22 protein-coding genes are annotated in these 26,089 nt (G+C 59.7%); 16 read left to right on the top strand and 6 right to left on the bottom strand.

Annotated elements, in window-relative coordinates; translation table 11 throughout:
• Positions 1 to 81 precede the first annotated feature (81 nt).
• From MRBLMR1_RS21810 to MRBLMR1_RS21795, 4 genes are all read left to right on the top strand, one after another.
• Positions 82 to 1,185, top strand: coding sequence for an NADH:flavin oxidoreductase/NADH oxidase (locus MRBLMR1_RS21810; protein WP_183685568.1), 1,104 nt, complete (start codon positions 82 to 84; stop codon positions 1,183 to 1,185).
• Between the two features lie 275 nt (positions 1,186 to 1,460).
• A complete protein-coding gene (locus tag MRBLMR1_RS21805) occupies positions 1,461 to 2,006 on the top strand; it encodes an OsmC family protein (protein WP_500066200.1) in 546 nt (181 codons plus the stop codon).
• Positions 2,007 to 2,100: 94 nt separating this feature from the next.
• Positions 2,101 to 3,414: an NAD(P)/FAD-dependent oxidoreductase gene (locus MRBLMR1_RS21800; protein ID WP_500066198.1), complete on the top strand. Its 1,314-nt coding sequence runs from the start codon at positions 2,101 to 2,103 to the stop codon at positions 3,412 to 3,414.
• A gap of 20 nt (positions 3,415 to 3,434) precedes the next feature.
• Positions 3,435 to 3,941 carry an L-2-amino-thiazoline-4-carboxylic acid hydrolase gene (locus tag MRBLMR1_RS21795; protein WP_500066196.1) on the top strand — a complete coding sequence of 169 codons (507 nt, stop codon included), beginning with the start codon at positions 3,435 to 3,437 and terminating at the stop codon, positions 3,939 to 3,941.
• Positions 3,942 to 4,061: 120 nt separating this feature from the next.
• On the opposite strand, the gene MRBLMR1_RS21790 is transcribed toward MRBLMR1_RS21795, so the two are convergent.
• Together MRBLMR1_RS21790 and MRBLMR1_RS21785 are read right to left on the bottom strand one after the other, a co-directional pair.
• Entirely contained in the window at positions 4,062 to 4,919 is an 858-nt protein-coding gene (locus MRBLMR1_RS21790) for a VOC family protein (RefSeq protein WP_500066194.1), read from the bottom strand.
• A gap of 229 nt (positions 4,920 to 5,148) precedes the next feature.
• Complete coding sequence (locus MRBLMR1_RS21785; protein ID WP_206826629.1) at positions 5,149 to 6,042, bottom strand: LysR family transcriptional regulator; 894 nt, start codon at positions 6,040 to 6,042, stop codon at positions 5,149 to 5,151.
• A 210-nt stretch (positions 6,043 to 6,252) separates the two neighbouring features.
• On the opposite strand from MRBLMR1_RS21785, the gene MRBLMR1_RS21780 reads away from it, so the two are divergent.
• Positions 6,253 to 7,263, top strand: a complete 1,011-nt coding sequence (locus MRBLMR1_RS21780; RefSeq protein ID WP_500066191.1) for a GlxA family transcriptional regulator — start codon at positions 6,253 to 6,255, stop codon at positions 7,261 to 7,263.
• Positions 7,264 to 7,375: 112 nt separating this feature from the next.
• On the opposite strand, the gene MRBLMR1_RS21775 is transcribed toward MRBLMR1_RS21780, so the two are convergent.
• Positions 7,376 to 8,578, bottom strand: a complete 1,203-nt coding sequence (locus MRBLMR1_RS21775; protein WP_206826633.1) for a M24 family metallopeptidase — start codon at positions 8,576 to 8,578, stop codon at positions 7,376 to 7,378.
• A 40-nt stretch (positions 8,579 to 8,618) separates the two neighbouring features.
• Positions 8,619 to 10,484 (bottom strand): adenine deaminase, encoded by a 1,866-nt coding sequence (locus MRBLMR1_RS21770; protein ID WP_500066189.1) that lies wholly within the window; start codon positions 10,482 to 10,484, stop codon positions 8,619 to 8,621.
• Positions 10,485 to 10,787: 303 nt separating this feature from the next.
• On the opposite strand from MRBLMR1_RS21770, the gene adhE reads away from it, so the two are divergent.
• Positions 10,788 to 13,448, top strand: a complete 2,661-nt coding sequence (gene adhE / locus MRBLMR1_RS21765; RefSeq protein WP_500066187.1) for a bifunctional acetaldehyde-CoA/alcohol dehydrogenase — start codon at positions 10,788 to 10,790, stop codon at positions 13,446 to 13,448.
• A gap of 131 nt (positions 13,449 to 13,579) precedes the next feature.
• Here adhE and MRBLMR1_RS21760 read toward each other — a convergent pair whose 3' ends face one another.
• The gene (locus MRBLMR1_RS21760; protein WP_500066185.1) at positions 13,580 to 14,578 is read right to left on the bottom strand and encodes a LacI family DNA-binding transcriptional regulator; all 999 of its coding nucleotides are present in this window, start codon (positions 14,576 to 14,578) and stop codon (positions 13,580 to 13,582) included.
• A gap of 288 nt (positions 14,579 to 14,866) precedes the next feature.
• Here MRBLMR1_RS21760 and MRBLMR1_RS21755 point away from each other — a divergent pair, with 288 nt between their 5' ends.
• The 10 genes from MRBLMR1_RS21755 to MRBLMR1_RS21710 all read left to right on the top strand — a co-directional run bounded on the left by MRBLMR1_RS21755 (position 14,867) and on the right by MRBLMR1_RS21710 (position 25,181).
• Positions 14,867 to 15,172, top strand: a complete 306-nt coding sequence (locus MRBLMR1_RS21755) for a hypothetical protein (RefSeq protein ID WP_500066182.1) — start codon at positions 14,867 to 14,869, stop codon at positions 15,170 to 15,172.
• Positions 15,121 to 16,047 (top strand): hypothetical protein, encoded by a 927-nt coding sequence (locus MRBLMR1_RS21750; RefSeq protein ID WP_206826643.1) that lies wholly within the window; start codon positions 15,121 to 15,123, stop codon positions 16,045 to 16,047. The genes MRBLMR1_RS21755 and MRBLMR1_RS21750 overlap by 52 nt, the downstream gene beginning before the upstream one ends.
• Positions 16,048 to 16,175: 128 nt before the next feature.
• Positions 16,176 to 16,505 (top strand): hypothetical protein, encoded by a 330-nt coding sequence (locus tag MRBLMR1_RS21745; RefSeq protein ID WP_206826645.1) that lies wholly within the window; start codon positions 16,176 to 16,178, stop codon positions 16,503 to 16,505.
• A 186-nt stretch (positions 16,506 to 16,691) separates the two neighbouring features.
• On the top strand, positions 16,692 to 17,597 hold the full coding sequence (locus MRBLMR1_RS21740; RefSeq protein WP_206826647.1) for a LysR family transcriptional regulator: 906 nt from the start codon (positions 16,692 to 16,694) through the stop codon (positions 17,595 to 17,597).
• Positions 17,598 to 17,774: 177 nt separating this feature from the next.
• Positions 17,775 to 18,719, top strand: a complete 945-nt coding sequence (locus MRBLMR1_RS21735; RefSeq protein WP_148146885.1) for an ABC transporter permease — start codon at positions 17,775 to 17,777, stop codon at positions 18,717 to 18,719.
• Positions 18,716 to 19,534 (top strand): ABC transporter permease, encoded by an 819-nt coding sequence (locus MRBLMR1_RS21730; RefSeq protein ID WP_148146887.1) that lies wholly within the window; start codon positions 18,716 to 18,718, stop codon positions 19,532 to 19,534. The genes MRBLMR1_RS21735 and MRBLMR1_RS21730 overlap by 4 nt, the downstream gene beginning before the upstream one ends.
• Positions 19,535 to 19,542: 8 nt before the next feature.
• A complete protein-coding gene (locus tag MRBLMR1_RS21725) occupies positions 19,543 to 21,177 on the top strand; it encodes an ABC transporter ATP-binding protein (RefSeq protein WP_206826838.1) in 1,635 nt (544 codons plus the stop codon).
• A gap of 13 nt (positions 21,178 to 21,190) precedes the next feature.
• Complete coding sequence (locus MRBLMR1_RS21720) at positions 21,191 to 22,033, top strand: serine hydrolase (protein ID WP_500066178.1); 843 nt, start codon at positions 21,191 to 21,193, stop codon at positions 22,031 to 22,033.
• Between the two features lie 30 nt (positions 22,034 to 22,063).
• The gene (locus MRBLMR1_RS21715) at positions 22,064 to 23,608 is read left to right on the top strand and encodes an ABC transporter substrate-binding protein (protein ID WP_500066176.1); all 1,545 of its coding nucleotides are present in this window, start codon (positions 22,064 to 22,066) and stop codon (positions 23,606 to 23,608) included.
• Positions 23,609 to 23,732: 124 nt separating this feature from the next.
• On the top strand, positions 23,733 to 25,181 hold the full coding sequence (locus MRBLMR1_RS21710; RefSeq protein WP_500066174.1) for a M20 family metallopeptidase: 1,449 nt from the start codon (positions 23,733 to 23,735) through the stop codon (positions 25,179 to 25,181).
• A gap of 65 nt (positions 25,182 to 25,246) precedes the next feature.
• On the opposite strand, the gene MRBLMR1_RS21705 is transcribed toward MRBLMR1_RS21710, so the two are convergent.
• Positions 25,247 to 26,089, bottom strand: coding sequence for an FTR1 family iron permease (locus MRBLMR1_RS21705; protein WP_500066172.1), 843 nt, complete (start codon positions 26,087 to 26,089; stop codon positions 25,247 to 25,249).

Below are 26,089 nucleotides of genomic sequence, written 5' to 3'. Positions count from 1 at the left end.
TATCGGTCGAATCTACAAGCAGCCGGCGGCGTCTCGATATTGAATGCGGCGTCGAACCCTATCATTCCGAAAGTGAGCGACATGCCTCAGCCACAGCTTTTCACACCGTTCAAGATCCGCAATCTCGAGCTTGAGAACCGTATCACCATTGCCCCGATGTGCACCTATTCCGCCGCGGATGGATGCATGACCGACTGGCATCTGATTCATCTGGGGCAGTTGGCTCTGTCCGGTGCCGGCCTGTTGACGATCGAGGCGACGGCCGTCGTTCCCGAAGGCCGGATCAGCTATGCCGATGTCGGCCTCTATGATGATGCGACGGAAGCGGCGATGCGCCGGACGCTGGAGAGCATCCGCAAGTGGTCGAACATTCCAATCGCGGTTCAGCTTGCCCATGCCGGGCGCAAGGCATCGTCAAACCTGCCGTGGCTCGGTGGTGCGCAGCTTCCCGTCGATCACAAGGATGGCTGGCAGACCGAGGCACCGTCCGCAGTTCCGTTCAAATCGACCGACACGGTGCCGACCGAACTTTCCCGCGAGCGGATGAACGAAATCCGTGATGCCTTTGTCCAGGCGGCAATCCGCGCCGCGCGTATCGGCATCGATGCGGTGCAGATCCATGCCGCGCACGGTTATCTGCTGCATTCATTCCTGTCTCCGCTCGCCAACCAGCGGACCGACGAATATGGCGGAAGCCTCGAAAACCGCATGCGCTTCCCGCTGGAAGTGTTCGATGCGGTGCGCGCTGCTTTCCCGGCCGACAAGGTCGTATCGGTTCGCGTCTCGGCAACCGACTGGTATGATGGCGGCTGGAACCTGGATGAAACGATCGAGTTTGCCAAGGCATTGGAGAGCCATGGTTGCGACGCCATCAACGTGTCGACCGGCGGGCTGCATGTCGAGCAGAAAATCCCCGTGTCGCCGAGCTATCAGGTGCCCTTCGCGCGTGCGGTCAAGGCCGCGGTGAAGATGCCGGTCGTCGCCGTCGGGTTGATCACCGAACCGTCTCAGGCAGAAGCGATCGTTGCGACAGGTGATGCAGATCTTATCGGCCTGGCTCGCACGATCCTCTATGATCCGCGCTGGCCGTGGCATGCCGCTGCCGCTCTGGGCGGCGAGGTTTCCGCCGCGCCTCAGTATCATCGCAGCCAGCCCTCGACGCTGAAGTCGCTGTTCAAGGCGTGAGTGAAGAATGACGCAAAGGCCTTCGCTCCGGCATGGATCGAGGGCCTTTTTGCAAATCAAGGAGAGCGATCCCGGCTCTTCTGGCTTTCGTCAACAGCTTGCGGGCATGAGGTGGAATTTCCGCGGTTCCGCCAAAGGTCGCAACTTCGTTTCCGCTTGGGGGCGGCAATAGTACATAATTTTTGTATACTGCCGGAGTCGGCGGGCAGTAAGCTCCTGTGCCCGGCGGTGTCCATCTGAACAACGGCCGGTTCATCGATCAGGAGACGAAACAGATGTCGACATTGAAGGATTACCTGGCTCAAAAGCGGGCGGCACTGCTTGAGCGGCGCAGGCGTATCAAATCCGGCGAACTTGGTGTCGCGACGCTGAAGGCAAGTACCAGTGCGGAAGGCCGCAGCGGTGTGCGCCGCATCCGCATCCGGGATTTCCAGGTCCTCTCCGACAGCCCGGCGGATTTTGCCGGTTACAATCTCGGGCCAGCGTCTCCGGAGCTGCTGGTCGGTGCGCTTTCGAGCTGCCTGACGCATACCTGGCTGATCCATGCAGCAGATCAGCAGGTGGTGCTGGAAGCGTTGAATGCTGAAGTCTCGGCCAAGATCGATCCGCGTGGCGGCTCCGAAGGGCATGAGGATATTCCGGTCTATCCGCATGATTTTGAATACACGGTTTCGCTGGTTCCGGACGCCAGCCCGGAAGAGATTGCCCGTGTTGCGGCGGCTGTCGAAAAGGCCTGCCCGATCCTCAATCTTCTCAAGCGTGGCACCAATGTTACCGGTCGTATCGACCACAAGTCTTCCGCATCCGCGGCTGCCGCTTAACTTCCAACGCGACTAGGCAATGCTCGAAAATAGGTGATCCGCAAGGCGATTGGTGCGGATTGCTTTTTCGGTTTCAATGTTATGGAACATATTTATGAGTGATATTGCATCCCCCGATTTTCCTCCCTCACTCTGGAACGCGGTAACACGCCCAAGAAACCCCAACTCCAGCCTTTCGGGTGAGGCGAGGGCAGGGGTTGCGATCATCGGAGCCGGCTTTACCGGCCTTTCGGCTGCTCTTCATCTTGCCGAGCGTGGCCACAAGGTGATCGTGCTTGAGGCTGTTCAGGTCGGCTGGGGGGCGTCCGGCCGTAATAACGGTCAGGTCATTCCCACCATGACCGGTGCCGAACCGGACAGCATTGCGAAAACCCATGGGGAGGCGGGAGAGCGGTTCGCCCAGCTGGTCAGCGATAGCGCTTCCTATCTTTTCGATCTGGTGCGTAGACACGACATCGATTGCGAGGCGCAACAGAACGGCTGGTTTCAACCGGCGCATTCGCCCGGGCGCGTGCGGCTTTCGGCAAGTCGCGTGGAAGCCTGGTCGCGCCGCGGTGCGCAGGTCCGCCTGCTCGATGCGGCAGAGACTGCCGATCTCATCGGATCGCGGGACTGGTATGGCGGCATGCTCAACAGCAGTGGCGGGCACATCAATCCGCTGGCCTTTTCCAGAGGGCTTGCCGATCGCCTCACCGCTGCCGGCGCGATGCTTCACGAAAACACGCCTGTCCGGTCGATCGAGAAAACGCCATCGGGCTGGGTGATTTCGACCCCCGCTGGGCGCGTCATATCCGATCAGGTCATTTTAGCCTCGAATGGCTATACGGACTGGTTCGAAAGCCGGCTGGCGCCGAAGGTCGCGCATTCGCTCGTGCCAATCCTGTCGTGGCAGATGGCGACTGAACCGCAGCCGGACGCGGTGCGCGCCAGTGTCTTGCCGGGGCGGCAGGCATTGTCGGATACCCATGGCGACCTGCGTTTCTTCCGCTGGGACGCCCGTGGCCGGCTTGTGACCGGCGGGGCGCTGATGTTTCCGTTCAACGGTGCGGAACGCCTGAAACAGCGTATCGGCAAACGATTGGCCGGAATCTTTCCGCAGATGGGCAGGCCGAAATTCGACTTCGTCTGGAACGGCCGCATCGGCATGACGGTGGACCGGATGCCGCAATTCTATAATCCCGCGCCCGGGCTGTGGACATGGAGCGCCTGCAACGGCCGCGGTGTCGCCCTGGCAACCTCGCTCGGCAAGGTCTTTGCCGACGCGATCGAAGGTGTCGGTCAGCGGGATCTGGCTGTTCCGATAACCCCGGTCCGCACCATTTCCTTCCATCCGATTGCAAAACGTGTCGCTCCGGCCATGCTCGGTTGGTACCGGCTGAAGGACAGGCTCGAGCCTGCCTATAAGTGAACTGGGAGACGATCCGCGTCATGAGTGAGAACAGCAAAACCGGCCATCTGGTGCCGATCGAATGGCTGCAGGCGGCTTTCAACATGCGCGCCGCAGCCTATGCCAATATATTAGACGTGTTGCGGGATGCCTTCGGCACGCAAAAGTCTGTCGAGCTTCTGTCCGAGGCGACGCGCCGGATGGGCATTACCGCCGGCGCCCGGTTTGCCGACCTCGGCCCGGATAGATTGACGGCCCTGAAGGAGCGGTTTCTCGGCACCATTCCGGCAGGTGATATCCTCTTTCAGCCGGAAGTTCGCCGAAGCGACGACGAACGCCTGGAAATCAAGTTTCATCGCTGTCCGCTGAAGGAAGCTTGGCAGGCGATGGGGCGATCCGATGACGATATCGAACTCTTGTGCAAGGCTGGCGGGGCGATAGACGGCGGCCTTTTCAAGGCGGCCGGTTTTGTCTTCAAGGGGGAAACCTGGAGGCCAGGTGAAGAGGGGTGCTGCAAGCTTGTGGTGGAACCGGGGCCTGCCGCCTGATCAAGGCTCTTCGATTTTTCGCGAATATCGGGCCCGACAGAGAGCGCTTCTCTTTGTCGGGCCTCAGCCTCTAATTCTCAAGGAATGCCGCGGCGAGATCGCCACGGCATTCCTGTGATCTCAGATGAACTCGACCACTGCTCCGCTCGCATCCGCCGGTGAAACGGCAATGCCTCCGGCAGATGTCCTGATGAACGCGATGCCCTGAGCGGAGAGAAGCTCTGCTGTCTTTTCGCGATCCTTCACCCGAATGCGCAGCACGGCAAAGCCATTGGCGGGTGTCCTGGCAATATCGAGACCCGGGTAAAGCGCGGCAATCGCTGCCGGTTCGAAGAAGAACAGAGGTGCCGAATTCTGGCCGGTCTCAACACGAAAACTGCCTTCGATTTCCTCGACACGACCTGCGGCATAGAAGCTTGCATAGGTTTCCGCCGTCTTGCGAGGATCGTCGCTGATGCCGGTTATGCCGCCAAGACCAATCGCGCCATTGGCATGGTCCTGAAGTTCCGGCCTCCACACCATGTCGCGCGTTTCGTGCTGGCAAAGGAAGAAGTGCCCGAGCGGTACTTGCTCAGGGTCGAAGCCCAATGTCCTGAAGCTTGCAATGCCTTCGCCGCCGCCGGGCAGGGGGAGTGGACGTGAAAACGCGCTGATCTCTCCCGTCCTGATGCCGAGTTCGGCAAGCGCAGGCTTGGCTGCGTCCGCACTTGCGGTGCGATTGGCAATCGCCTGCAGGCCCTGGCCATAGGTCGCGAGCGTCTTGCGCTGCGGTGCATTGAGTTCGGTCTCGGCGACCAGTCCAAGAAGCTCGAGATAGTCGTCCTGAAAAATGATCGTGTAGTTGGCCGATCCCTTTTGCGGACTGTGAAGCCCGCGGGGAGAAAGCGTGAAGCCAAGGCGGCGGAAACGTTCGGCGCTGTCATCGAGATCATTGACCAGCAGATAGCTGTGATCCACGCCAAGCACGGGGTGGGACATGATTTTCCTCATCGGATCGAAGGATGGTACCCGCCGGCGGCAAGCCGGCCGAGTGATTGATCGATGGTTGTGAGCCTATCCGGTCCCGACAGATTTCTACTGACTTGGTATTCTATTTTCAGGGCAAGTGCGGAAGTTTCTTTGCGGCCCAGGTGCGTCTGGAACAATCGTGTTCCAGACATAAAACCGGCGACGATCGATGGACAAATCCCTGGAAAGCTTCGGTCTCTCAGTCACGATAACGCAAGGCTTCGATCAGCAGGCGGAAGGCGGGAGATACCTGCCGGCGGCTGGGATAATAGAGGTGATATCCGGGGAATGGCGGGCACCAGTCCTCAAGCACACGTTCCAGCTTTCCCTCGTCGAACAGCTTGCCGAACTGATCGTCCGGAAGACACACAAGGCCGAGGCCGTTGACGGCTGCCTCGACCAGCATGGGCACGTCATTGCAGGTGAACTGGCCCTGGACACGCACGTTGAGCGGTCTGTCATCCTTCTCGAATTCCCAGGCATAAAGGCCGCCAAGTGTGGGAAGCCGAAGGTTCATGCAGACATGCTGCGTCAGGTCATGTGGCGAAAGGGGCCTGCCTTTCCTCTCGAAATAGGCGGGTGATCCGGCGACGACCATGCGCAGTTCCGGGCCAATGCGCACCGCCACCATATCCTTCTCCACCCGCTCGCCCAGCCGAATGCCTGCATCGTAACGTTCGGTAACGATATCGGTGAAGCGCTGATCGACCGAGATCTCGATATTGATGTCGGGATATTCCGCCATAATCCGGCTTGCCGCGGGCATGACGATGCCGACCGCTGGCTGGCGGCTCGATGTCAGACGAATGGTTCCGGCGGGCTTGGCACCGAGCGCGCTTATCGCATCGACGCGGGTTTCTATGTCATCGAATGCCGGGCGCAGCGTTTCAAGCAATTGTTCGCCGGCATCGGTCGGGGCGACATTGCGTGTGGTACGGGTGAGAAGGCGCACGCCCATCCGCTCTTCCATGCGCCGGATCGTGTGACTAAGCGACGATTGCGACGTGCCCATTCTGGCCGCTGCGCGGGTAAAGCTCCGTTCTTCCGCAACGGCCATGAACGCCAGAAGATCGCCGATTTCATCGCGCCGCATTTATTAATCTCCAGCATATGTCCATGTGGGATTTAGCGCATAGATGGCTCGGTGCGCCAATGACAAAGCCGAGAGCATAAAGGCGCTCAGACGCGCGAGAGTGATCGGTCACGACCGATCTTCGTTGACGAGCGCTATCTGCTTGCCCATGGTTTTCAAATCAGGTGATGTATTGCGGCATCGCACGAAGCCGCAGCAAGGGAGAGATCGGTGCAGCCCGAACAACGCAAGCGGCAGGACGCCGCACAGCCGCAAAAACCTCTCAAGGTGGGTTTCATTCTCGCCCGGTCGTTCACACTTTCGGCGTTTGCCATGTTCGTCGACACGTTGCGTCTCGCCAGTGACCAGAAGGATCGATCCGGCAGGGTTCTTGCCGACTGGCAGGTTCTCAGCAGCACCCGGCATATGGTCACGTCCAGCTGCGGAATACAGGTTGCTCCGACCACGGATTTCATCGACCCGGCCCGATTCAATTATATCGTCGTGGTGGGCGGGCTTCTGTCTGTGTCGCAGCCGGTGGACAACGAGACTGTCTCCTACCTGAAACAGGCGTCCGCCAGGGGCGTGCCGCTTATCGGCGTCTGTACCGGCTCCTTCATTTTGGCCGAGGCCGGCCTGATGGCGGACCATGAGAGCTGTGTCAGCTGGCTCCATCACCAGGATTTTCGCGAGCGGTTTCCGGATTTGAAGGTTCGCTCGGATCGGCTTTTCCATATCGACGGTGAGCGTGGTTCCTGTGCCGGCGGCAGCAGTTCGGCGGATCTGGCTAACGTTCTGGTTCAGCGCCATATCGGCAGAGACGCAGCCAGGAATGCTCTTGAAGTCCTGCAGATCGATCAGGCCAGATCGGCTACCCATTCGCAGGCCCGGCGCCCGTTTGTCGTTGAAGCGAGAGATCCGCGTATCATCTCGGTGCTGATTACCATGGAGCAAAATCTGGAAGGCGACGTGTCGCTGGAGGGGTTGGCAAAGTCGGTCGGGCTTTCCCGGCGTCAGCTTGAACGGCTGTTCGAGGAGCAGACGGGGCTTTCCCCGGGAGCGGCCTACCGCAAGATACGCCTGGAGCGCGCCAGAGAACTGCTTCAGAACACAAACCGCGCCGTGATCGATATTGCCTTCGACGTCGGATATTCAAGCGCATCGCATTTTACCAAGGCGTTCAGGCTTGCCTTCGGCAAAACGCCGTTGGGTATGAGAGAAGGCCAAGCTGCAATCCATTGAGGAACAGGGATGTCGAACCATTCGCCCTGTCGATTACGACTGGTCTGGTATGGATAGTGCGGGGGCGCGGCCAGAAAGCCGCACCCCGTCAAAATTTGTTTGATATCTCGACTTAGCCGAAAGGTCGGTCGATCGAATGGGCCGGTTCGGTGAAGAAGACCGGGCCTTCTCCTGACATGTAGATAATGTCTTCGAGACGCACGCCGCATTCGCCGTATACGCAGAGCATCGGCTCGTCGGAGAAGACCATGCCGGGCTGAAGTTTCGTCTTGTTGCCGCGAACGATGAACGGGTTTTCGTGCAGGTCCATGCCCAGCCCATGACCGGTGCGGTGCGGCAGGCCGGGGACCTGATAGTCCGGTCCGTAGCCGGCATCCGTCAGTACCTTGCGGGCGGCTGCATCGACATCCTCGCAAGGGCAGCCGAGTCGGGCTGCCTCGAAGGCGGCGCGGTGGGCTGCCTTTTCCATGTTCCAGAGTTCGCGCTGACGCTCCGTCGCTTCACCGAAGACATAGGTGCGGGTGATATCCGAGCAATAGCGGTGGATATGCGCGCCGAGATCGATCAGCACCATGTCGCCTTTGGCAAGCGTCTGTGCGTAGGGCACGCCATGCGGATAGGCGGTCGCCTCGCCGAACTGGGCGGCGGCGAAGACATGGCGCATGCCGAGTTTCTGATGGGCGCTCGCGATGAAATCCGTCACTTCGGTGGTCGATACACCTTCGTAAAGTCCTTCCCATACGGCCTTGTGGACGCGCAGGCTGGCGGTCATCGCCGTCTGGATGATGGCGATTTCGGTGGCCGACTTGATCTGGCGGCAGGCTGCGATCAGATCGCCGGCGCCGATGACCGTCAGACGCGCGCCGATATGGGCGGTGATCGGGCTTGAGAACATGAAGGGCGTGGCGGGATCGAAGGTGAGTGTCTTGCCCTCTACGGGCAGATCGCAGATCAGGTTTGCGACGAGCAGGGCCGGGTCTTCATGCTCTTCCCAGGTGGCGATCTCGCCCTGGATCCTGATGAGGGTTACCGTCTTCGGCTCCTCGAAGGCCGGGCTGATATAGATCGGCGCGCCCGTGGACGGGATGATCGCGCCGTGCAGGCGCTCGCTGGCGCCGAGCGACATGCCGGTGAAATAGGTGAGGCTGGTCGAGGTATCGAGATAGACGGCCTTGACGCCCGCCTCCCGCATCAAGGCCTGCAGCTTAGCGATGCGGGATTGAAGCTCTTCGACGGAGATCGGAGCAATTGCGGCGGCGATGTTTTCAAATTCGGCAAGCGATTGTTCGAAAGATTTGTAGACGGGGGCACTCATGGTCTTGTTCCTGAAACGGACTGGATTTCACATATTCTGACTAGAAGACAACGGGGTGGGTGGCGCCGGTCTCGACATTGACGAGGCCCTGCGGGGCATGGTCGCTTGGCGCGACCAGAACCCAGCGCCACGGCGCGCAGGTGAGCGTGGCAAAGGCCAGCCGCTCCGGGAACCCGGCGAACCAGCGCGGATGAAAACTCGGCTCGTACATCCAGTCGACCTTTTCGCCCTCGGCATAAAGCGCCTGCATCTCTTCATGTAGGTCTTCCGCCGGGCGGCAGCTCATCAGGCCGGCGACTTCGTAGCGCACGCGGGCGACGACCTGTCCTTCGCGCACAAGCGCCCAGCCGCCGTCATTGTCGGCGACCGCGTTGACGGCTTTCGCCATGGCTTCGTCGGAAGAGCCGACGCACCAGATATTATGCTTGTCATGCGCCATGGAGCAGGCGAGTGCCGTATCGGGTGTCGACGGGCCGCAACCGAGCCAGAACATTTTCGACACGGCAGCCTTGCCGGAAAAACGGTCAATGACCGAGAATTTGGTGATGTTGCGGGCGTGGTCGCGCTCCACGAGACCATCTTTGACCTGCAGGTCAAAGGTCAAAAAGTCGTCGGTCCAGTGGAAGGGGCGCAGAACAGCGGCGGTCATCGTCTCGCGGCCGGGTTCGGCCTTGATGGCGAAATCCTTGGCCGTCAGGTCGCGGCCGATATTGATGGTGTTCGTCGCCCATTCCGGCCAGTCGATCTTTGGCACGTCCGGCAGATAGGTATTGCCGTCGGAGACCTGTTTTCCATCTGCCCAGACCTTTGCGATCTCGAATTTTTTGACATTCGACAGAAGCACGATATCGGCATAGCGGCCCGGCGCGATGGAGCCGACCCAGGGGGTGAGGCGCATGTGGCGGGCGGGGTTGATGGTGACGCACTGGATAGCGATTTCCGGCGCAAGGCCGGCCTCGATCGCAAGCCGCACATTGTGGTCGGTGGCACCGAGTTTCAGCGTGTCGGACGCAGACCGGTCGTCGGTGGTGAGCGCGATCTGCGACCAGTCGGCAAGGCCACGGTCGAGCAGGCCCTTGATCACTTCCGGCAGGCTGTGTGGGCGAAGTTCCATGAACAGGCCGTGGGTGAGCTTGTCCCAGAACTCTTCCGGCGTCCAGGCTTCATGGTCGGAGGCAAGGCCTGCGGCGGCGAAGGCGTTGATTGACGGCAGGTCGCGGATGCCGGCGGCATGGCCCTCAACGACGGCGCGCTTTTCGAATGTCGCGCGGATCATGCCCCAGAGGCGTTCATGCGACGGATTTTCCGGGTTCCACACGGCCGGCCAGTCCATCACCTCGTCGAGGCCTGCCGTCATCAGGCTCTGTTGAAGAAAGGCCTTCTGCTCGTCATACCCGAGATAACCGCCGCCATGCTCGTAGGCTGTGGGTGGGACGGCGGAGCCGGGCAGGGGAAAAATCTTCAGCGGCGAACCGGCCTCACGGGCCTTCAGCCAGAATTCCAGCGTCTTTGCGCCGTTGACGTTGGAGAATTCGTGGCTCGCCTCGCAGGTCCAGGTGTTTCCGCGCGGAAGAACCAGGGCTGCCTCCCATTCGGGCGTCAGATGCGAGCTTTCGATATGCTTGTGCACTTCGCCAAGGCCCGGCACGGCGGAAAGATCCGGTTCGTGAACACGGGTGCTCACTTCGCCCGGATAGGAGCCGGCCTTGCCGACATAGGCGATGCGGCGATCCTTGATGATGATTTCCTGGTCTTGCGACCATGTGCGGGTCGCGACATCCAGCAACCGCCCGACACGCAGAGCCACATCGGCCTTTTCCTTGCCGAGCGCGACCAGCGTCAGGCGCTGGCGGATCCGCACTTCGCTGTCGGCATCGATGATGGTGTCTTGAATTTCAAAAGGCATGGTTTTCTCTGCGTCGTATTTCCGGGTCGCGGGCCCTGCAGTGATAGTCCGTGGCGGGGGCCAGTCAACCGTTCAAATCCATCGGACCGGATTGTGAGCCAAGCTTTCGCCGCTATGCACGGATCGAGCGAAAATTGACATATGTCATTGTAGGTTTTCGAGACCGCGACATAGTTTCCGGGAGGCCGCGAAAGGCTTGCTTCCTGGCCGCATTGGTCCAGAATTTAGTCTTCTAAATCGATTTAGTACGCGTGATGAGCGCGACTTACCACGCACCATGATTCAATTTGAGGTGGAATTATCATGACAGTTAGCACGATTGCGGAGCTGGACGCGCTTGTGGCGCGGGTTGAAGCTGCACAGAAGGCTTATGCGAGTTTCAGCCAGGAGCAGGTTGACGAAATCTTCCGCAACGCCGCACTGGCGGCTGCGAATGCTCGTATCCCGCTTGCCAAGATGGCGGTTGAGGAGACCGGCATGGGTGTGATGGAGGACAAAGTGGTGAAGAACCATTTTGCCTCCGAATATATCTACAACAAATACAAGGACGAGAAGACCTGTGGCGTTCTCTCCGAGGAGCCGGAATACGGGATTGCAACGGTTGCTGAGCCGATCGGCCTGATCTGCGCCATCGTGCCGACCACCAATCCGACCTCGACGGCGATCTTCAAGGCGCTGATTGCGCTGAAGACCCGCAACGGTATCGTCTTCTCTCCCCATCCGCGCGCCAAGCGCGCCACCTGCGAGGCGGCTCGCCTCGTTCTGGAAGCCGCCGTCAAGGCCGGTGCGCCGAAGGATATTATCGGCTGGATCGACGAGCCAAGCGTCGAGCTTTCCAATGCGTTGATGCATCATCCGGCGATCGACCTGATCCTGGCAACCGGTGGCCCCGGCATGGTCAAGGCCGCCTATTCATCAGGCAAGCCGGCAATCGGCGTGGGTGCCGGCAATACGCCTGCCGTCATTGATGAATTTGCCGATATCAAGCGCGCTGTTGCCTCGATCCTGATGTCGAAGACCTTCGACAATGGCGTCGTCTGCGCCTCGGAACAGTCCGTTGTCGTGGTCGATGCCGTCTATGATGCGGTACGCGAGCGTTTCCGCACCCATGGCGGTTATGTTCTGTCGAGCAACGAGGCGGGTGCGATCAAGAGCCTGATCCTGAAGAAGGGCTCGATCAATGCCGAGATCGTCGGCCAGTCAGCGCACAAGATTGCCGAGATGGCAGGCTTCGAGGTTCCGAACGGCACCAAGGTTCTGATTGCCGAAGTCGAGGCGATCGACGAGACCGAACCCTTTGCCTATGAGAAGCTGTCGCCACTTCTGGCCATGTACAAGGCGAAGAACTTCGAGGCTGCCTGCGACAAGGCCGAGGCGCTGGTTGCCTTCGGCGGCGTCGGTCACACCTCGGTTCTCTATACCGACCAGGATCTTCAGCCCGAGCGCATTGCTACTTACGGCGCGAAGATGAAGACCTCGCGCATCCTGATCAACTCGCCGGCCTCGCATGGCGGTATCGGCGATCTCTACAACTTCCGTCTCGCGCCGTCGCTGACGCTCGGTTGCGGCTCGTGGGGGGGCAATTCGATCTCGGAAAATGTCGGCCCGCAGCATCTGATCAACAGGAAGACGGTGGCCATGCGCGCAGAGAACATGCTCTGGCACAAGTTGCCGCCATCGATCTACTTCCGCCGCGGCAGCCTGCCGTTTGCGCTTGAAGACCTGAAGGACAAAAAGCGTTGCCTGATCGTCACCGACCGCTTCCTGTTCGAAAACGGCAATATCAACGACACGATCCGCATCCTCAAGGATCTCGGTCTCGAGGTCGAAGTCTTCTTCGAAGTCAGCGCCGACCCGACGCTTGCCGTCGTGCGCAAGGCGACAGCACTCGCCAACGCCTTCCAGCCGGACCTGATCCTTGCCGTCGGTGGCGGTTCACCGATGGATGCGGCCAAGATCATGTGGGTCATGTACGAGCATCCGGATGTCGAGTTCACCGATCTGGCGTTGCGCTTCATGGATATCCGCAAGCGCATCTACCGCTTCCCGACGCTCGGCAAGAAGGCCATGTTCGTGGCCGTTCCGACGACCTCGGGCACCGGTTCGGAAGTGACCCCGTTTGCGGTGGTGACCGACGAGAAGACCGGCATCAAGTATCCGATCGCCGACTACCAGCTGACGCCGCATATGGCGATCGTCGACGCCAATCTGGTCATGAACATGCCGAAGTCTTTGACCGCGCATGGTGGTATCGACGCGGTTACGCATGCGCTTGAGGCCTATGTTTCGGTCATGGCCAACGAGTATTCCGATGGCCAGGCGCTGCAGGCATTGAAGCTGCTCAAGACCTATCTTCCCTCGGCCTACAAGAACGGCGCCAAGGACCCGAAGGCTCGCGAGCAGGTTCATAATGCCGCAACGCTTGCCGGGATTGCCTTTGCCAATGCCTTCCTCGGCGTATGCCATTCGATGGCGCACAAGATCGGTGCGGAATTCCACATTCCGCATGGCCTGTCTAACGCGCTGCTGATCTCCAACGTCGTCCGCTACAACGCAGTCGACAATCCGAGCAAGCAGGCGGCGTTCAGCCAGTATGACCGGCCGAAGGCGCTATGCCGTTATGCCGAGATTGCCCAGCATCTCGGCCTCGGCGGTAAGAACGACGCGGCATCCGTCGAGAACCTCGTCCAGTGGCTGGAACAGCTGAAGAAGGATCTCGACATTCCGGCCTCGATCCAGGCAGCCGGTGTCGGCGAAGCCGACTTCATGGCCAAGGTCGACAAGCTCGCCGAAATGGCCTTCGACGACCAGTGCACGGGTGCCAACCCGCGTTATCCGCTGATCGCCGAAATCCGCGACGTTCTGATCGCCAGCTACCACGGCGAGGCTTATGTCGAGGAACAGGACAAGCCGGCCGCCAAGGAACCGCGTGTGGTTCCGATGAAGGCCAAGGGCGGACACTGACGTAAAACAACCTGCGCGCTGGCGGTCGCCGGCGCGCAGGGCCGCTTTAATCTGGGTTGCGACTGGCTTGGGCAGGGTCACCAAGCCTGATGTTGTTGGCCGGTATCCAATGGATCAGGCTGGAATCGCATTCAGGTGAAATGGCGCTGGGTCGACTCGCGAATGATCAGCGCAGGCTCCAGCGTAAGATCCGTGGGTTGCGGCTTTTCTTCGATCATCGCAATGATCTTCTTCATCACCACTTCGCCGGTTGCCTGGCTACAAACGTCGACAGTTGTCAGCGGTGGCGTGACGTAGCGGCTGATCGGAATATTATCGATCCCGGCAAAGGCCACGTCATCGGGAACCTTGAAGCCAAGCGAACGGGCCTCGTTCATCATGCCGATCGCCACAAGGTCATTCCAGCCAATGATCACATCCGGGCGATCCGGACGCAGCAACACGCGGGCCGCGGCGCGTTCTCCTGCTTCATTCGTCGGTTCATCCACGTCGAAGATCAGAAGTTCCATCCCTGCCGGCTCCAGGATTTGCCTAAAGCCCTGAATGCGGTCGGCATTCGATGGTGCGCGCGAGTAGCCCATGTAACCGAACCGCTTGAATCTCTGCCGAACGAGATATTGCGCGAGCAGTGCAGCAACCTGAACGCTGTCCGTCCCCACTGTCAGGACATCATCGCGCTCTGGCTGTCCTAAAAAGGCGACCGGTTTGTCGAGTTCGGCCAGCCAGTCAGTGACGTCTTTCGGAATGCGGGCGCTGACGATCAAACCATCCGTGCGCGGCGCCAAGGCCTCCAATAGCGGGCGAACTGCCGCAATACTCTCCTCCATGTCCACGACGAAGAGATAGTAGCCGTTTGCCAGCGCCACCCGATTGGCACCCTTCACGACATTGGAATAATGAGGATTGGCGAGATCCATCACCGCAAGCCCGATTGCGGTCGTACGGCCGGTGACCATGGCGCGGGCAAGAGAATTCTGGCTGTAGCCCAGATCCTCGATCGCTTCGCGCAGCTTCTCTTCCACTGCCGGTGAGAATGACTGCTGGCCATTCACATATTTCGACACCGTCGCGATCGATACGCCGGCTTTCTCCGCAACATCCCGGATGGTCGGTCTTTTCGGGCGCTTCATGCAGGTAAACGCTTTCCTTGTTTTCTTCTGTTTAACGTAACTGCCGGCGATGCGGATTTCGTTCTCATTTCGGGTGTTGACAATAATACATTATTTTCCGCGATTTCGGTTGATCCATATCATTCTATCAAGCTCCTGCCGCGCTAAAAATATCAGTTAAACGTTTTCCTTTTATGGGAAGCGTGCCTTTGAGCCGCTGGCTTAGAGGAAAGCGGCTCTGCCGGGGACAGACGTTTGGCATGTTCTGGAGGCGTGCAGGGCGAATGGCTATTTTAGAGGAGGTTTCCCATGAAGAAGGTAAGGGCGTTCGCGTTTGCAGCGCTGGCAAGCACGACGATGGTGTCTACGGCCTATTCGGCAGAGACGATCAATATCTGGATGCGATACGGCGATGCCGAACGGCCGACGATTGCGCGCATCGTTGACGGGTTTACGGCCGAGACAGGGATCAAGGTGGACCTCTTTCTCGCAAATATCGATTTTGAAACGCGTCTCACACGTGCCGCTGCGGGTGGCAGCCTGCCGGATCTCTGCTCGAAGCCGTGCCTTCCCTCTACTATCGCATACAGGGCGAGATCGATCGCCGTGCGTTGAAGCTTCTCGAAGGGCCGAAACATTACGGCTGGTATCTGGGCCGGAACAACTGGACGGCATGGTGCGCGCACAATCTCTTGCTCGCCGCCTGCTACACGGTCGAAGACGACCAGCGCCTCGCAGCTATCGCGATGAAGCTGATGGTGCCGATGCAGCGCTTCTTCGATACAATCGAGCCATCCGGCGCCTGCATCGAGGGACCGGGCTACTGGGTGGTCAGCGCCGGACGGCTTGCCGGTTTCGTCAGCCTTGTCGAAGAACGTTTCGGCATCGATCTGAAGGCGGGGGATAATCAGAAATTCCGCAATTTCGGGGAGCATATCCTGCCGCTCAATATCGGGGGCAACCTCTTCGTCAACTTCGCGGATGGCAGTCTGAAGATCGATCTGGATCAGGGACTGCTCAGCCGCTATGCGAGCCTTATCGGCTCTGACCAACTATCCGGTCTTGTCGCCGATGATATCGACCGTTCGGCGCGGCACAAGCTCGCCAATCCGGGCCGGGGCCGTGGGCGCAATGACTATGCCCGCCAGTTTCTCGTTCACCTGACCCGACTGCTTTTCTGGACACCGGAAAACAGAAAGTCGGCGGCAAGGACATGTGAGAAAAGCGTCTGGCTCGCCGACATGCAGATGATGATTGCCCGATCCGAGAAAAAGGCCGGAGCCGGGCTGATGCTGAGCGCGATCGCCGGCAGCAATGACCCGGAGGTCAACCATCACTCCCATAACGACGTTGGCCATTTCAGCGTCTATCTGGACGGTGAGCCGATGATTATCGATCTGGGGCAGGGGCCTATTCGCGCGCTACTTTCACCGAGACGCGATATGATATGTGGCATATCAGTTCGAAGGGGCACAACGTTCCTGCCGTGAACGGCCATCTGCAATATGCGGGAAAAGGCTCGCAAGCGCGCGATGTTGCGTACCGCCACGAGGGTACCAGCAGCTATCTGTCTCTCGACGCAAGCCCGGCTTATTTCCCTGATCCCGGATCGCGGCGAATGACCCGACACCTCAATTTCAGCCATGACACGGCAAAGATAGAGATCAGCGACGAGATCGATTTGGGCGAGCCGCTCACCCGCTTTGAACTTCCTCTTTATGTCTCCGATCGAAAAATAGTGGTTGGGACTGACGGAGTGTGCCGGCTCTACGGGAAACACAGCGTACTGGTCATCACCCCGGAAAATCTTCGCGTCACCGGTTTGGAGCCGATCGAGATTACAGATCCGCGCCACCTCGATGTCTGGGGAAACCGGGTTTTCAAGATCGGCTTCGAGGCGATTGACATCGAAAAGGCGATCTTCGGTTTCTCGATCGAGATCGGTTGATCTCTGTTGAGTTCTGCGCAGCGCTTATCGCTGATCCATCAGAGGGTGAGTGAAAGCGCTGCCGATGTTGGCCCCGAGCTCCGTGCCGGATGCTGGCAGATAGCATATCGTGAGAGATGTGGCATATGTTGTCGGAAGCGGAAGATCCGGCCTGGCAGTCATTATCGAAATCACGAGATCCAATCCATGAACATCAAGCAACTGGAAGTGCTTCGCACGCTTCTGGCAACCGGCTCGACGATTGCCGCTGCAAAGACGATGGGCCTTAGTCAGTCCGGTGTCAGCCGCATGCTGCAGCAGCTGGAGCAGGATCTCTCGATCACCTTGTTTGCGCGTGACAAGGGCCGTCTCATCGCGACGCCCGAGGCGCTTGCGCTGGGCCATGACGCGGAAAATGTTCTTCTTGCCGTGGACCGTATGTCCAGCCATGCGGAAGATCTGCGCAGCGGTGCATCCGGCCCGGATATCGTACGCATCGGGCTGCCAAGCAGCATGTGGGAAAATTTCGCTCCGGCCATGCTGGTGGATTATATTCGTGACTTTCCCGGTGTGCGCATCGAGACTTTTTTCGAAACCACGACGGCGATCAACAAGCTGGTTGGGGAACGTATCATCGATCTCGGTTTCCTGCGCATGGAAGGGGAGACAGGACCGGGGATTGTGGTCGACAAGGTGGCAAGCGGCACGAGTGTCTGCGTCGTGCCCAAGGACCATCCATTGGCGCAACTGGAAACAATCTCGGCAAAGGACCTGCGCAATGTGCCGCTGGTTCTTATCGGCCGGCAGAGACCGAACCGGATGGCACTCGACCAGCAGTTTGCACGCGCCGGTGTGAAGCAGATGGTGAAGATCGAGACGCATACCAACAGCTCGGCCTGTGCCTATGTTGCGCAGGGGTTGGGTGTGTCGATCATCAGCAGTTTCTACGCCAATCTGTATCGGCATCTGCCTGTCGTGCAGCGCCCTTTCGTTCCACAGGCCAGGCAGGATTTCGGCCTGGCGCGGGCTGCGGGCTTTCCGCTGTCGATCGCGGCGCAAGCCTTGAGCGATGCACTGCAGCGGCAAATTCGGCTTTCTCAAAAAATCGAATGAGATTAGCTAATTAATCTTGGAACTCGGGCTTTCCGGCCGACGAGATGCGGCCCGCGAGATGCATAGACATATGACAAAATCACATAATATTGCGTATCAAAAGTCATTTCGTCATAGTCTTAACTAACGAAACCGATGCTGGCGGAATGGAAAGCCGCCTTCAATCGTGGGGAAACAATGCTAAGATTTATCCTGAGCCGTCTTCTGATGGCGCTGCCGACGATCGTGCTTGTCTCGATTACAGTGTTTGCGCTGATCCGCTTCATTCCCGGTGACCCCGCAGCCCTGATGCTGGGCGACATGGCGCAGCCCGACCAGATCGCCGCCATGCGCACCGAGCTTGGCCTCGACAAATCGATGCCGCAACAATTCGCCATCTGGGCCGGAAATGTCCTGCAGGGTGATTTCGGGCGCTCGATCGTCAATGACGAGGAAGTCCTGCCGCTCGTCGTCTCGCGCTTCATGGTCAGCGCGGAGATCGTCGTGATCGCCGTTCTGCTGGCCAGCCTGATTGCGGTGCCTGCCGGTGTGATTGCAGCCTGGCGGCAGAACAGCGCAACCGATCTGGCGCTGGTCGGTACTGCGACGGTGCTTTTGTCGATCCCGACATTCTGGCTCGGCCTTCTGCTGCTGCTTTTGTTCGGGCTGAAACTCGGCTGGCTGCCGGTTCTCGGTTACGTGTCGATCGGCGACAATGTGGTCGGCGGCTTGCTCTATCTGGTGCTGCCGGTGATGACGCTGGTCATCCATGAGGCGGGCGTGCTGATCCGCATGGCGCGCGCCTCGACACTGGAAGTCCTGCGTCTCGACTACATCACCCATGCCCGCGCCAAGGGGCTTTCGGAAAGCGCCGTGTTGTGGCGGCATGCATTCAAGAACGCATTCGGCCCGACATGGACGATGATCGGCCTCATTCTCGGCAACCTGCTTGGCGGCATTGCGGTCATCGAGACGGTGTTCACCATTCCCGGTCTCGGCCGCCTGATGGTCGACAGCATTTTTGCCCGCGATTATCCGGTTATCCAGGGCTGCCTGCTGTTCGTTTCCCTCTCCTACGTGCTGGTCAATCTCGTCGTAGACCTGCTTTATCCCCTGTTCGATCCGCGGGTTGTCGCCGAATGAAAAAGTTCACTCTCAACGGCCTTATCGGCGGGTTTCTCATCACCGTTCTCATCGCAACTGCCGCACTTGGCTTGTTCTGGACGCCGTTCGACCCGATGAAACTGTCGTTCACCGCCCGTCTTGCCGGGCCGAGCGCCACGCATCTTCTCGGGACGGACGAATTCGGTCGCGATGTCCTGAGCCGCCTGATGGTCGGAGCCCAGGCGAGCGTCTGGATCGGCTTTCTGACCGTCAGCTTCGCCACGATCTTCGGCACTCTCATCGGCCTTGTCAGCGGTTATGCGCGGGGATGGGTGGATGGGGCCATCATGGCCGTCAACAATGCGCTTCTGGCCTTTCCCGGCATTCTTTTGGCGCTTGGCCTGCTTGCCGTCTTCGGCGCCAACCAATACGGCATCATCTTTGCGCTCGGTATTGCCTACACGCCGTCGATGGCGCGCGTGGTGCGCGGCGCCGTGCTGTCGCTGCGCGAACGCGAGTTCATCGAAGCCTCGCGGGTGATGGGCAATGGGGAGCTGTTCACGCTGTTCCGACATGTCCTGCCGAACTGCCTTGCGCCGATCACCGTGCTTGCCACCTCGATGTTCGGCTGGGCGATCCTGTCGGAAAGCGCGCTTTCCTTCCTCGGTCTCGGCGTGCCGCCACCGGCACCCACATGGGGCAATATGCTGGCCGCCGGCCGTCCCTTCATCCAGCAGGCCGTCTGGCTGGGTCTTTTCCCCGGTATCTGCATCGCGCTGACCCTGCTCGGCATCAATCTGCTCGGCGACGCCCTTCGCGACCGCCTCGACCCGCGCATGAGGGGCCTGAAATGACCAAGGACATGTCCGCAGAAACGCTTTTGAGCGTCAACAGCCTTTCGCTTGAAGTTGCCCATACCGGTCTCGAGGTGGTCAAGGGCATCTCCTTCGACATCGCGCCGGGCGAAATCTTTGGCATCGTCGGCGAAAGCGGCTCCGGCAAGACGCTGGCCACCCGTGCGCTGATCTCGCTTCTGCCTCCGGCGATCAAGGTTACGGGTGGCTCCGTCCGCTACAAGGGCCGCGATGTCCTGACAATGAAGGACAGGGAGCTTCGGCATCTGCGCGGCGGCGAAATCGGCGTGGTTTTCCAGGAGCCGATGACATCGCTCAACCCGTCGATGACCATCGGCCGGCAGCTGGAGGAGGGGCTTGTCCTTCACACCAAACTGTCGCCACAGGACCGTCGCGCCCGCATTCTCGACATGCTGAAGCGTATCGGCATCAAGAATCCGGAGGGAGCGCTTGCCGCCTATCCGCACGAGTTTTCCGGCGGCATGCGCCAGCGTATCATGCTCGCGTCGGTCATGCTGCTGAAACCGGCGCTGTTGATCGCCGACGAACCGACCACGGCGCTCGATGCCGTCATCCAGCGCGATGTCATGGAGCTTATGGTCGAGCTGACGCGGGCCGAAGGCACCGCCGTTCTTCTGATCAGCCACGACCTGCCGATGGTGGCGCGTTATACGAGCCGCATCGTGGTGATGGAAAAGGGCTCGATCGTCGAACAGGGGCGCACCGAAGATCTGCTCGATGCCCCGCAGCACGATTATACGAGGAAGCTTCTGTCCTCTCTGCCCTTCCGCGGCGAGGCGCGTGCGCTTGATACGTCGAAGGCACCGATGGTTTCGGCCCGCAATATCGTTGTCGATTATGCGGGACGCAAATCTTTGCTCAAGAAGGCGAAACCCAAGCGCGCCCTGCATGGCATCAGCATCGATATCCACGAGGGCGAGGTCGTCGCGCTGGTCGGCGGCTCCGGTTCCGGCAAGACGACGCTTGGCCGCACGATTGCCGGTCTGGTCAAGGAAAGCGAAGGCGATATCCGCTTTCAGGGCCGTTCACGCGACGAGGACTGGCGCGACTATCGCCTGAACTGCCAGATGGTGTTTCAGGACCCGTATTCCTCGCTCGATCCGCGCATGACGATCCTGGCGCTGGTGGAGGAGGCGCTGCGACTGGTGCCCGATCTCGACGCTCAGGCAAAGCGCAAGCGGGCGCTGGAAACGCTGGAGGAAGTAGGACTTAACGCCGATTACGCCAGCCGTTATCCTCACGAGCTTTCCGGTGGCCAGCGGCAGCGTGTGGCGATTGCCCGCGCGATTGCCCGCCGGCCGCGCTTCCTGATCGCCGACGAGCCGGTCTCGGCGCTCGACGTGACGGTGCGCGCACAGGTGCTCGACCTCTTCTCCGATTTGCAGAAGCGCTACGGCTTTTCCTGCCTGTTCATCAGCCACGATCTCGGCGTGGTCGAGCAGGTAGCAGACCGTGTCGTCGTCATGCAGGACGGCCGGATCATCGAAGAGGGAGATCGCGACACGATCTTCGACAACCCCAGGCAAGCCTATACCCGCCGCCTGCTCTCGGCCATTCCCGCGCTCGGCCACAACGAGCGGGGCGGCGTGACACTCAAATGGCGGCTCGAAAACGATGCATAACAGGATGAATACGATGACCATTTCCGACCAGCTGTTCGCGATCTGTGATGCGCAGCCCTTTGTCACCCGCTTCATGGTGCGCAATTTGCTGACCGGTGAAGAGATCAGACGCGGCGCCGATGAGGAAACGCCCTCCGGCAGCACCCGCAAGACGTCGATCATGATGGCCGCACTCAAGGCGGCACATGAAAGGCGGCTCGATCTGGATGAACCGGTGACCTACGAGGAAAGGTTGGCCAAGGAAGTGGCGAGCGGCATGTTCCGCTACATGACGCCGGGTATCGTGATTTCGCTGAGAGACGCGATCACCGGCATGATGACGCTGAGCGACAATGTCTGCACGAAAATGGTGCTGGAGCGGCTGACGCTGGAAGAGGTGGATGGCTATTGCAAGTCGCTCGGCATGGCCAATACCCATCATCGTTTCCTCATTCCGCCGCTCGCCCTGCCGGCCGACCATGCGCTGACGACGGTGACGACGACATCGGCCGCCGATCAGGTTCTGCTGCTGCAGACCATTCTTGATGCGCAATCCTCTGCAGAGGCGCAGGAAAAGCTCGGATGCAGCGCCGAACTGTGCTCCTTCGCCATGGAGACGCTGAAGCACCAGATCCTGCGTTACGGCATCCGTTCGCGCCTGCCGTTCGAAACGCTGGTGGCCAGCAAGAGCGGGCGCGGCAAGCGCGGCCGCATGGATGCCGGCATCGTCTACAGGCAAGGCGGGCCCTTCTTCATCATCACCGCCTATACCGATGACGTGCCGCAGGTCATGGCCGATGGCACGCCGGGATACACGCTTTCGCTCGAAACGATTGGCCGGCTGGCGCAGGCCTGCTGGAACGGGTTCCAGTCGTAAAAATCAACAATAGCAAAAGAGGGTAGAACAATGAAAAAGCTTCTTCTGGCAGGCACGGCTCTGCTTGCAATGACCAGCATAACCAATGCCCGCGATATCACGATCGCGCAGAGTTCCGATCTGCGCAGCGCCAATCCCGGCGTCAACCGCGATGGTAATACCGATGGCGTCATCCTGCATATCGTCGAGGGGCTTGTCGGTTACAACAATAGCGGCGAGGTGAAGCCGCTTCTGGCCAAGAGCTTCGAAACCTCTGTCGATGGCCTGACCTATACGTTCAAGCTGCGCCCAGACGTGAAATTCCACAACGGTAAAACGATGACGGCGGAGGATGTCGTCTGGAACTGGACGCGTTACCTGAAGCCGGAAACCAAATGGACCTGCCTCAACGACTTTGCCAAGGGTGGGGCGGCACCGGTTACGGACGTGAAGGCCGCGGATGCTTCGACCGTCGCAATCACTCTTGAAAAGCCATCCGCGGTTTTCCTCGGCCTGATGTCGCGTCCCGAATGCGGTTATACCGGCATGATTTCACCGGATTCCGTTGCTGCCGATGGCAGCTTCGTCAAGCCGATCGGCACCGGCCCGTTCCAGTGGGATGAGTGGAAGAAGGGCGAATATATCCATCTGAAGAAATTCGCTGATTACGTCTCGCCAGAGAATGACGGCAAGCCGGATGGCATGGTCGGCTCCAAACGGCCGCTGGCCGACGGCATCAAGTTCATGATCATCCCGGATGCATCGACCGTGAAGGCCGGGCTCGAATCCGGCGTGCTCGATACGGCGGAAATCTCGCCGGACCTGATCCCCGAGTTCAAGGCCAGTGACAAGACGCAGCTGATCGTTTCACGCAACAACGGCAAGAACCTGTTCTACATCCAGACCCGCGACAAGGTCTTGAGCAATCCCGGCGTGCGTCGCGCCATGGCGATGGCGCTCGATCTCGATGAACTGGTGGCCGCCGCGTCGAACGGGACCGGCGAGGCGAACGGCTCGATGGTGTCGCAGGACAGCGTCTATTTCGACGAGACCCAGAAGACGCGTCTTCCCTACGATATCGAGGCTGCCAAGAAGGAACTGGCGGATGCCGGCTACAAGGGTGAGCCGATCTCGATTATCGCGAACAAGCGCGGCAACGTGCCGAGCTTCCCGGCGGCCGTCATGGCGCAGGCGATGATGCAGCAGGCGGGCCTCAACGTGCAGATCGAAGTGCTAGATTACGCGACCCAGGTCGACCGCCGCCGCTCCGGCAATTATCAGGTGATCTCGCAGTCGGTCGCTCCACGTCTCGACCCGGCGCTGATGTATTCTTTCTATGTCGGCAATAAGGACAAGAACGCATCGCTGATGTGGGATGATCCGAAAGCCGTCGAACTGATGAACGCCGCCTATGCAGAAGCCGATCAGGAAAAGCGCCAGAAGATCTTCGATGAGTTCCATGAGCTGATGCTGAAGGAAATGCCGGGCATCTTTCTCTACGACATGGTGGACGTCTGGGGCGCGACGAAGAAGCTGAAAGGCCAGCCGGTCTGGCAGTCGAATGCCCGCCTCTGGGAAGTCTCGGTCGAAAACTGAGTTTTGAGCGCGCCGGCAAAGATCGGCGCGCCTGTCTATCTTTCAAGGAAATTCAACCGGCGGGAGATCGCCGGATGGTTTTCTGCGTCCTGAGGGCGCTCACACATTCATGCGAGGACAGGCCATGAACCGCGATGCAGTGACGTCGATTGCCAACGCGATCGAAGAGATGAAACCGGAATTCTCCGAACTCAGCGACAGAATCTGGGATTTTGCCGAGTTGAAGTTCGAAGAAAGGCGTTCGTCGGATATGCTGGCAAAAGCGCTGGAGAAGAATGGGTTTGCTGTGCGTCGTGGCGTGGCGGGCATGGACACGGCCTTCATCGGCGAATTCGGCAGCGGCAAGCCGGTGATCGCGATGCTCGGAGAATTCGACGCCTTGGCGGGAATGAGCCAGGCTGCGGATGTGGCTGAGCCGAAGCCGATCGTTTCCGGCGCGACCGGCCACGGCTGTGGCCACAATCTCTTAGGTGTCGGTTCCCTGATGGCGGCCATCGCGCTCGCCCGGCATATGAAGGACAACAACCTAGCTGGCACCGTGCGTTATTACGGTTGCCCGGGCGAGGAAGGCGGCTCCGGCAAGACATTCATGGTGCGTGCGGGCCTGTTTGATGACGTCGATACGGCGCTTACCTGGCATCCGGCGCCATTCAACGGCGTACGCTCCACCAACAATCTGGCGGTCCTTGAATATTTCTATCGCTTCAAGGGCCTTGCCGCCCATGCTTCGAATGCCGCGCATCTCGGCCGTTCGGCGCTGGATGCCGTTGAACTGATGAATGTCGGCGTCAATTTCCTGCGCGAACACATGCCCCAGGATTGCCGCGTGCATTATGCGATAACCGATACCGGAGGGCGCGCCGCCAATGTCGTGCAGGCCCAGGCGGAAGTTGTCTATCTGGTTCGCGCGCCGGAAATGTCGCAGGCGCTCGATCTTGCCAAGCGTGTCGACAAGGTTGCTCGCGGCGCGGCAATGATGACCGAGACAGAGGTCGAAATCGTCTTCGACACGGCCTCCACCAATCTTCTGCCCAACATTACGCTCGAAACGGCCATGCATGACAACATGATGGCGCTCGGTCCGATCGCTTTCGATGAAACGGATCTCGCATTCGCCAAGTCTATCCAGGACACGTTTACTGACGAAGCTATCAGGAGCAGCATCCGCCTTTATCAGATCAAGGGCGATGTTTTTTCCAATGCAAAGGTCGATGGTTCGACACCGTTGCATCTGGGTCTGCGCGACTTCGAGGGGTCTTCGCATTTCCGTGCCGGATCTACGGACGTGGGAGATGTAAGCTGGGTAACGCCGACAGCGCAATGCTGGACGCCCACCTGGGCAATCGGCACCAATCCTCACACCTGGCAGGTGGTGGCACAGGGAAAAAGCGCGGGGGCTCACAAAGCCATGGCACATGCAGCAAAGACGCTGGCGGCGACTGGCCTCTCGCTTATGACGTCTCCCGAACTTCTGGAAGCCGCAAAGGCGGAATGGACAGAGAAGACCGATGGCCGGAAATATGTGTGCCCGATCCCCGACAATGTGATGCCCGCCACACATTCCTCTGTGTGAAAAGAGATACGGCCATTCAGGCAATGGCCACACCATATGCTGACACAAAGCACCCGGGCAAATCGCTAGTGATGCGCAGCGGTGGAGAACGAACCTTTGCGTGGCCGGTAGATGATGGCCAGCACCGCGATCCAGTAGCCAAAGAAGACAATGAGCTGCATCAGGTTCGGCCGGGCGCGATAGCCGGTCATGGATGCGAAGAAACCGCCGGCTGTCGTGCCGTCGGACATTAGGAAATTGCTGTTCCACAGCGCGCGCGACAGGCGCGGCAGGATATCGAGATTGATCAATCCGTCGATCCCTGTCATCAGCAGGCCGCAGGCGAGGAAGAGCAGCACGATCTCGGAAATCCGGAAGAAAACCCGCCAGGAGATGACCCGGCTGCCGGTCATCAGCAGGGCATAGGTGATTGCAGCCGCGACGAAACCGGTCACTCCGGCAAGAATTCCGGCAAGCAGCGAGCCCATGACACCAGCAGACAGAATACCGTAGATGAACACGACCGTTTCGCTGCCTTCGCGGGCAACCGCAATGAGCGCAAGGGCGAAGACACCCCACCAACTGCCTGCGGCAACCGCCGTGCTGAGCGAACTTTCGAGCTCGCCGCGCATCGAGCGGCCGTGGCTGCGCATCCAGAAGACCATCTGCAGGATCAGCCCGGCTGCGAGCAGCGCGATCACCGTCTGGTAGATCGTCTGGGCGTCGTCGGAGACTGTTTCGCCCAGCCAGAGCAGGAGTCCTGCAAGCACACCGGCGACGCCGAGCCCCGCCGCTGCGCCGCCCCAGAGAAAACCGCGGGCGCGGCGCGTCTCCACGCTCCGGCTGACCAGCCAGGCATCGAGAATGCCGATCACCAAAAGGGCTTCGACGCTCTCGCGCCAGACGACAAAGGCAATGGAGGCAAACAT

It is taken from the genome of Neorhizobium sp. LMR1-1-1.1, assembly GCF_040675795.1.
Lineage (GTDB): Bacteria > Pseudomonadota > Alphaproteobacteria > Rhizobiales > Rhizobiaceae > Neorhizobium > Neorhizobium cellulosilyticum.
The sequence above is the reverse complement of the archived record's forward strand: the minus strand, read 5'-3'. Positions and strand labels throughout refer to the sequence as shown.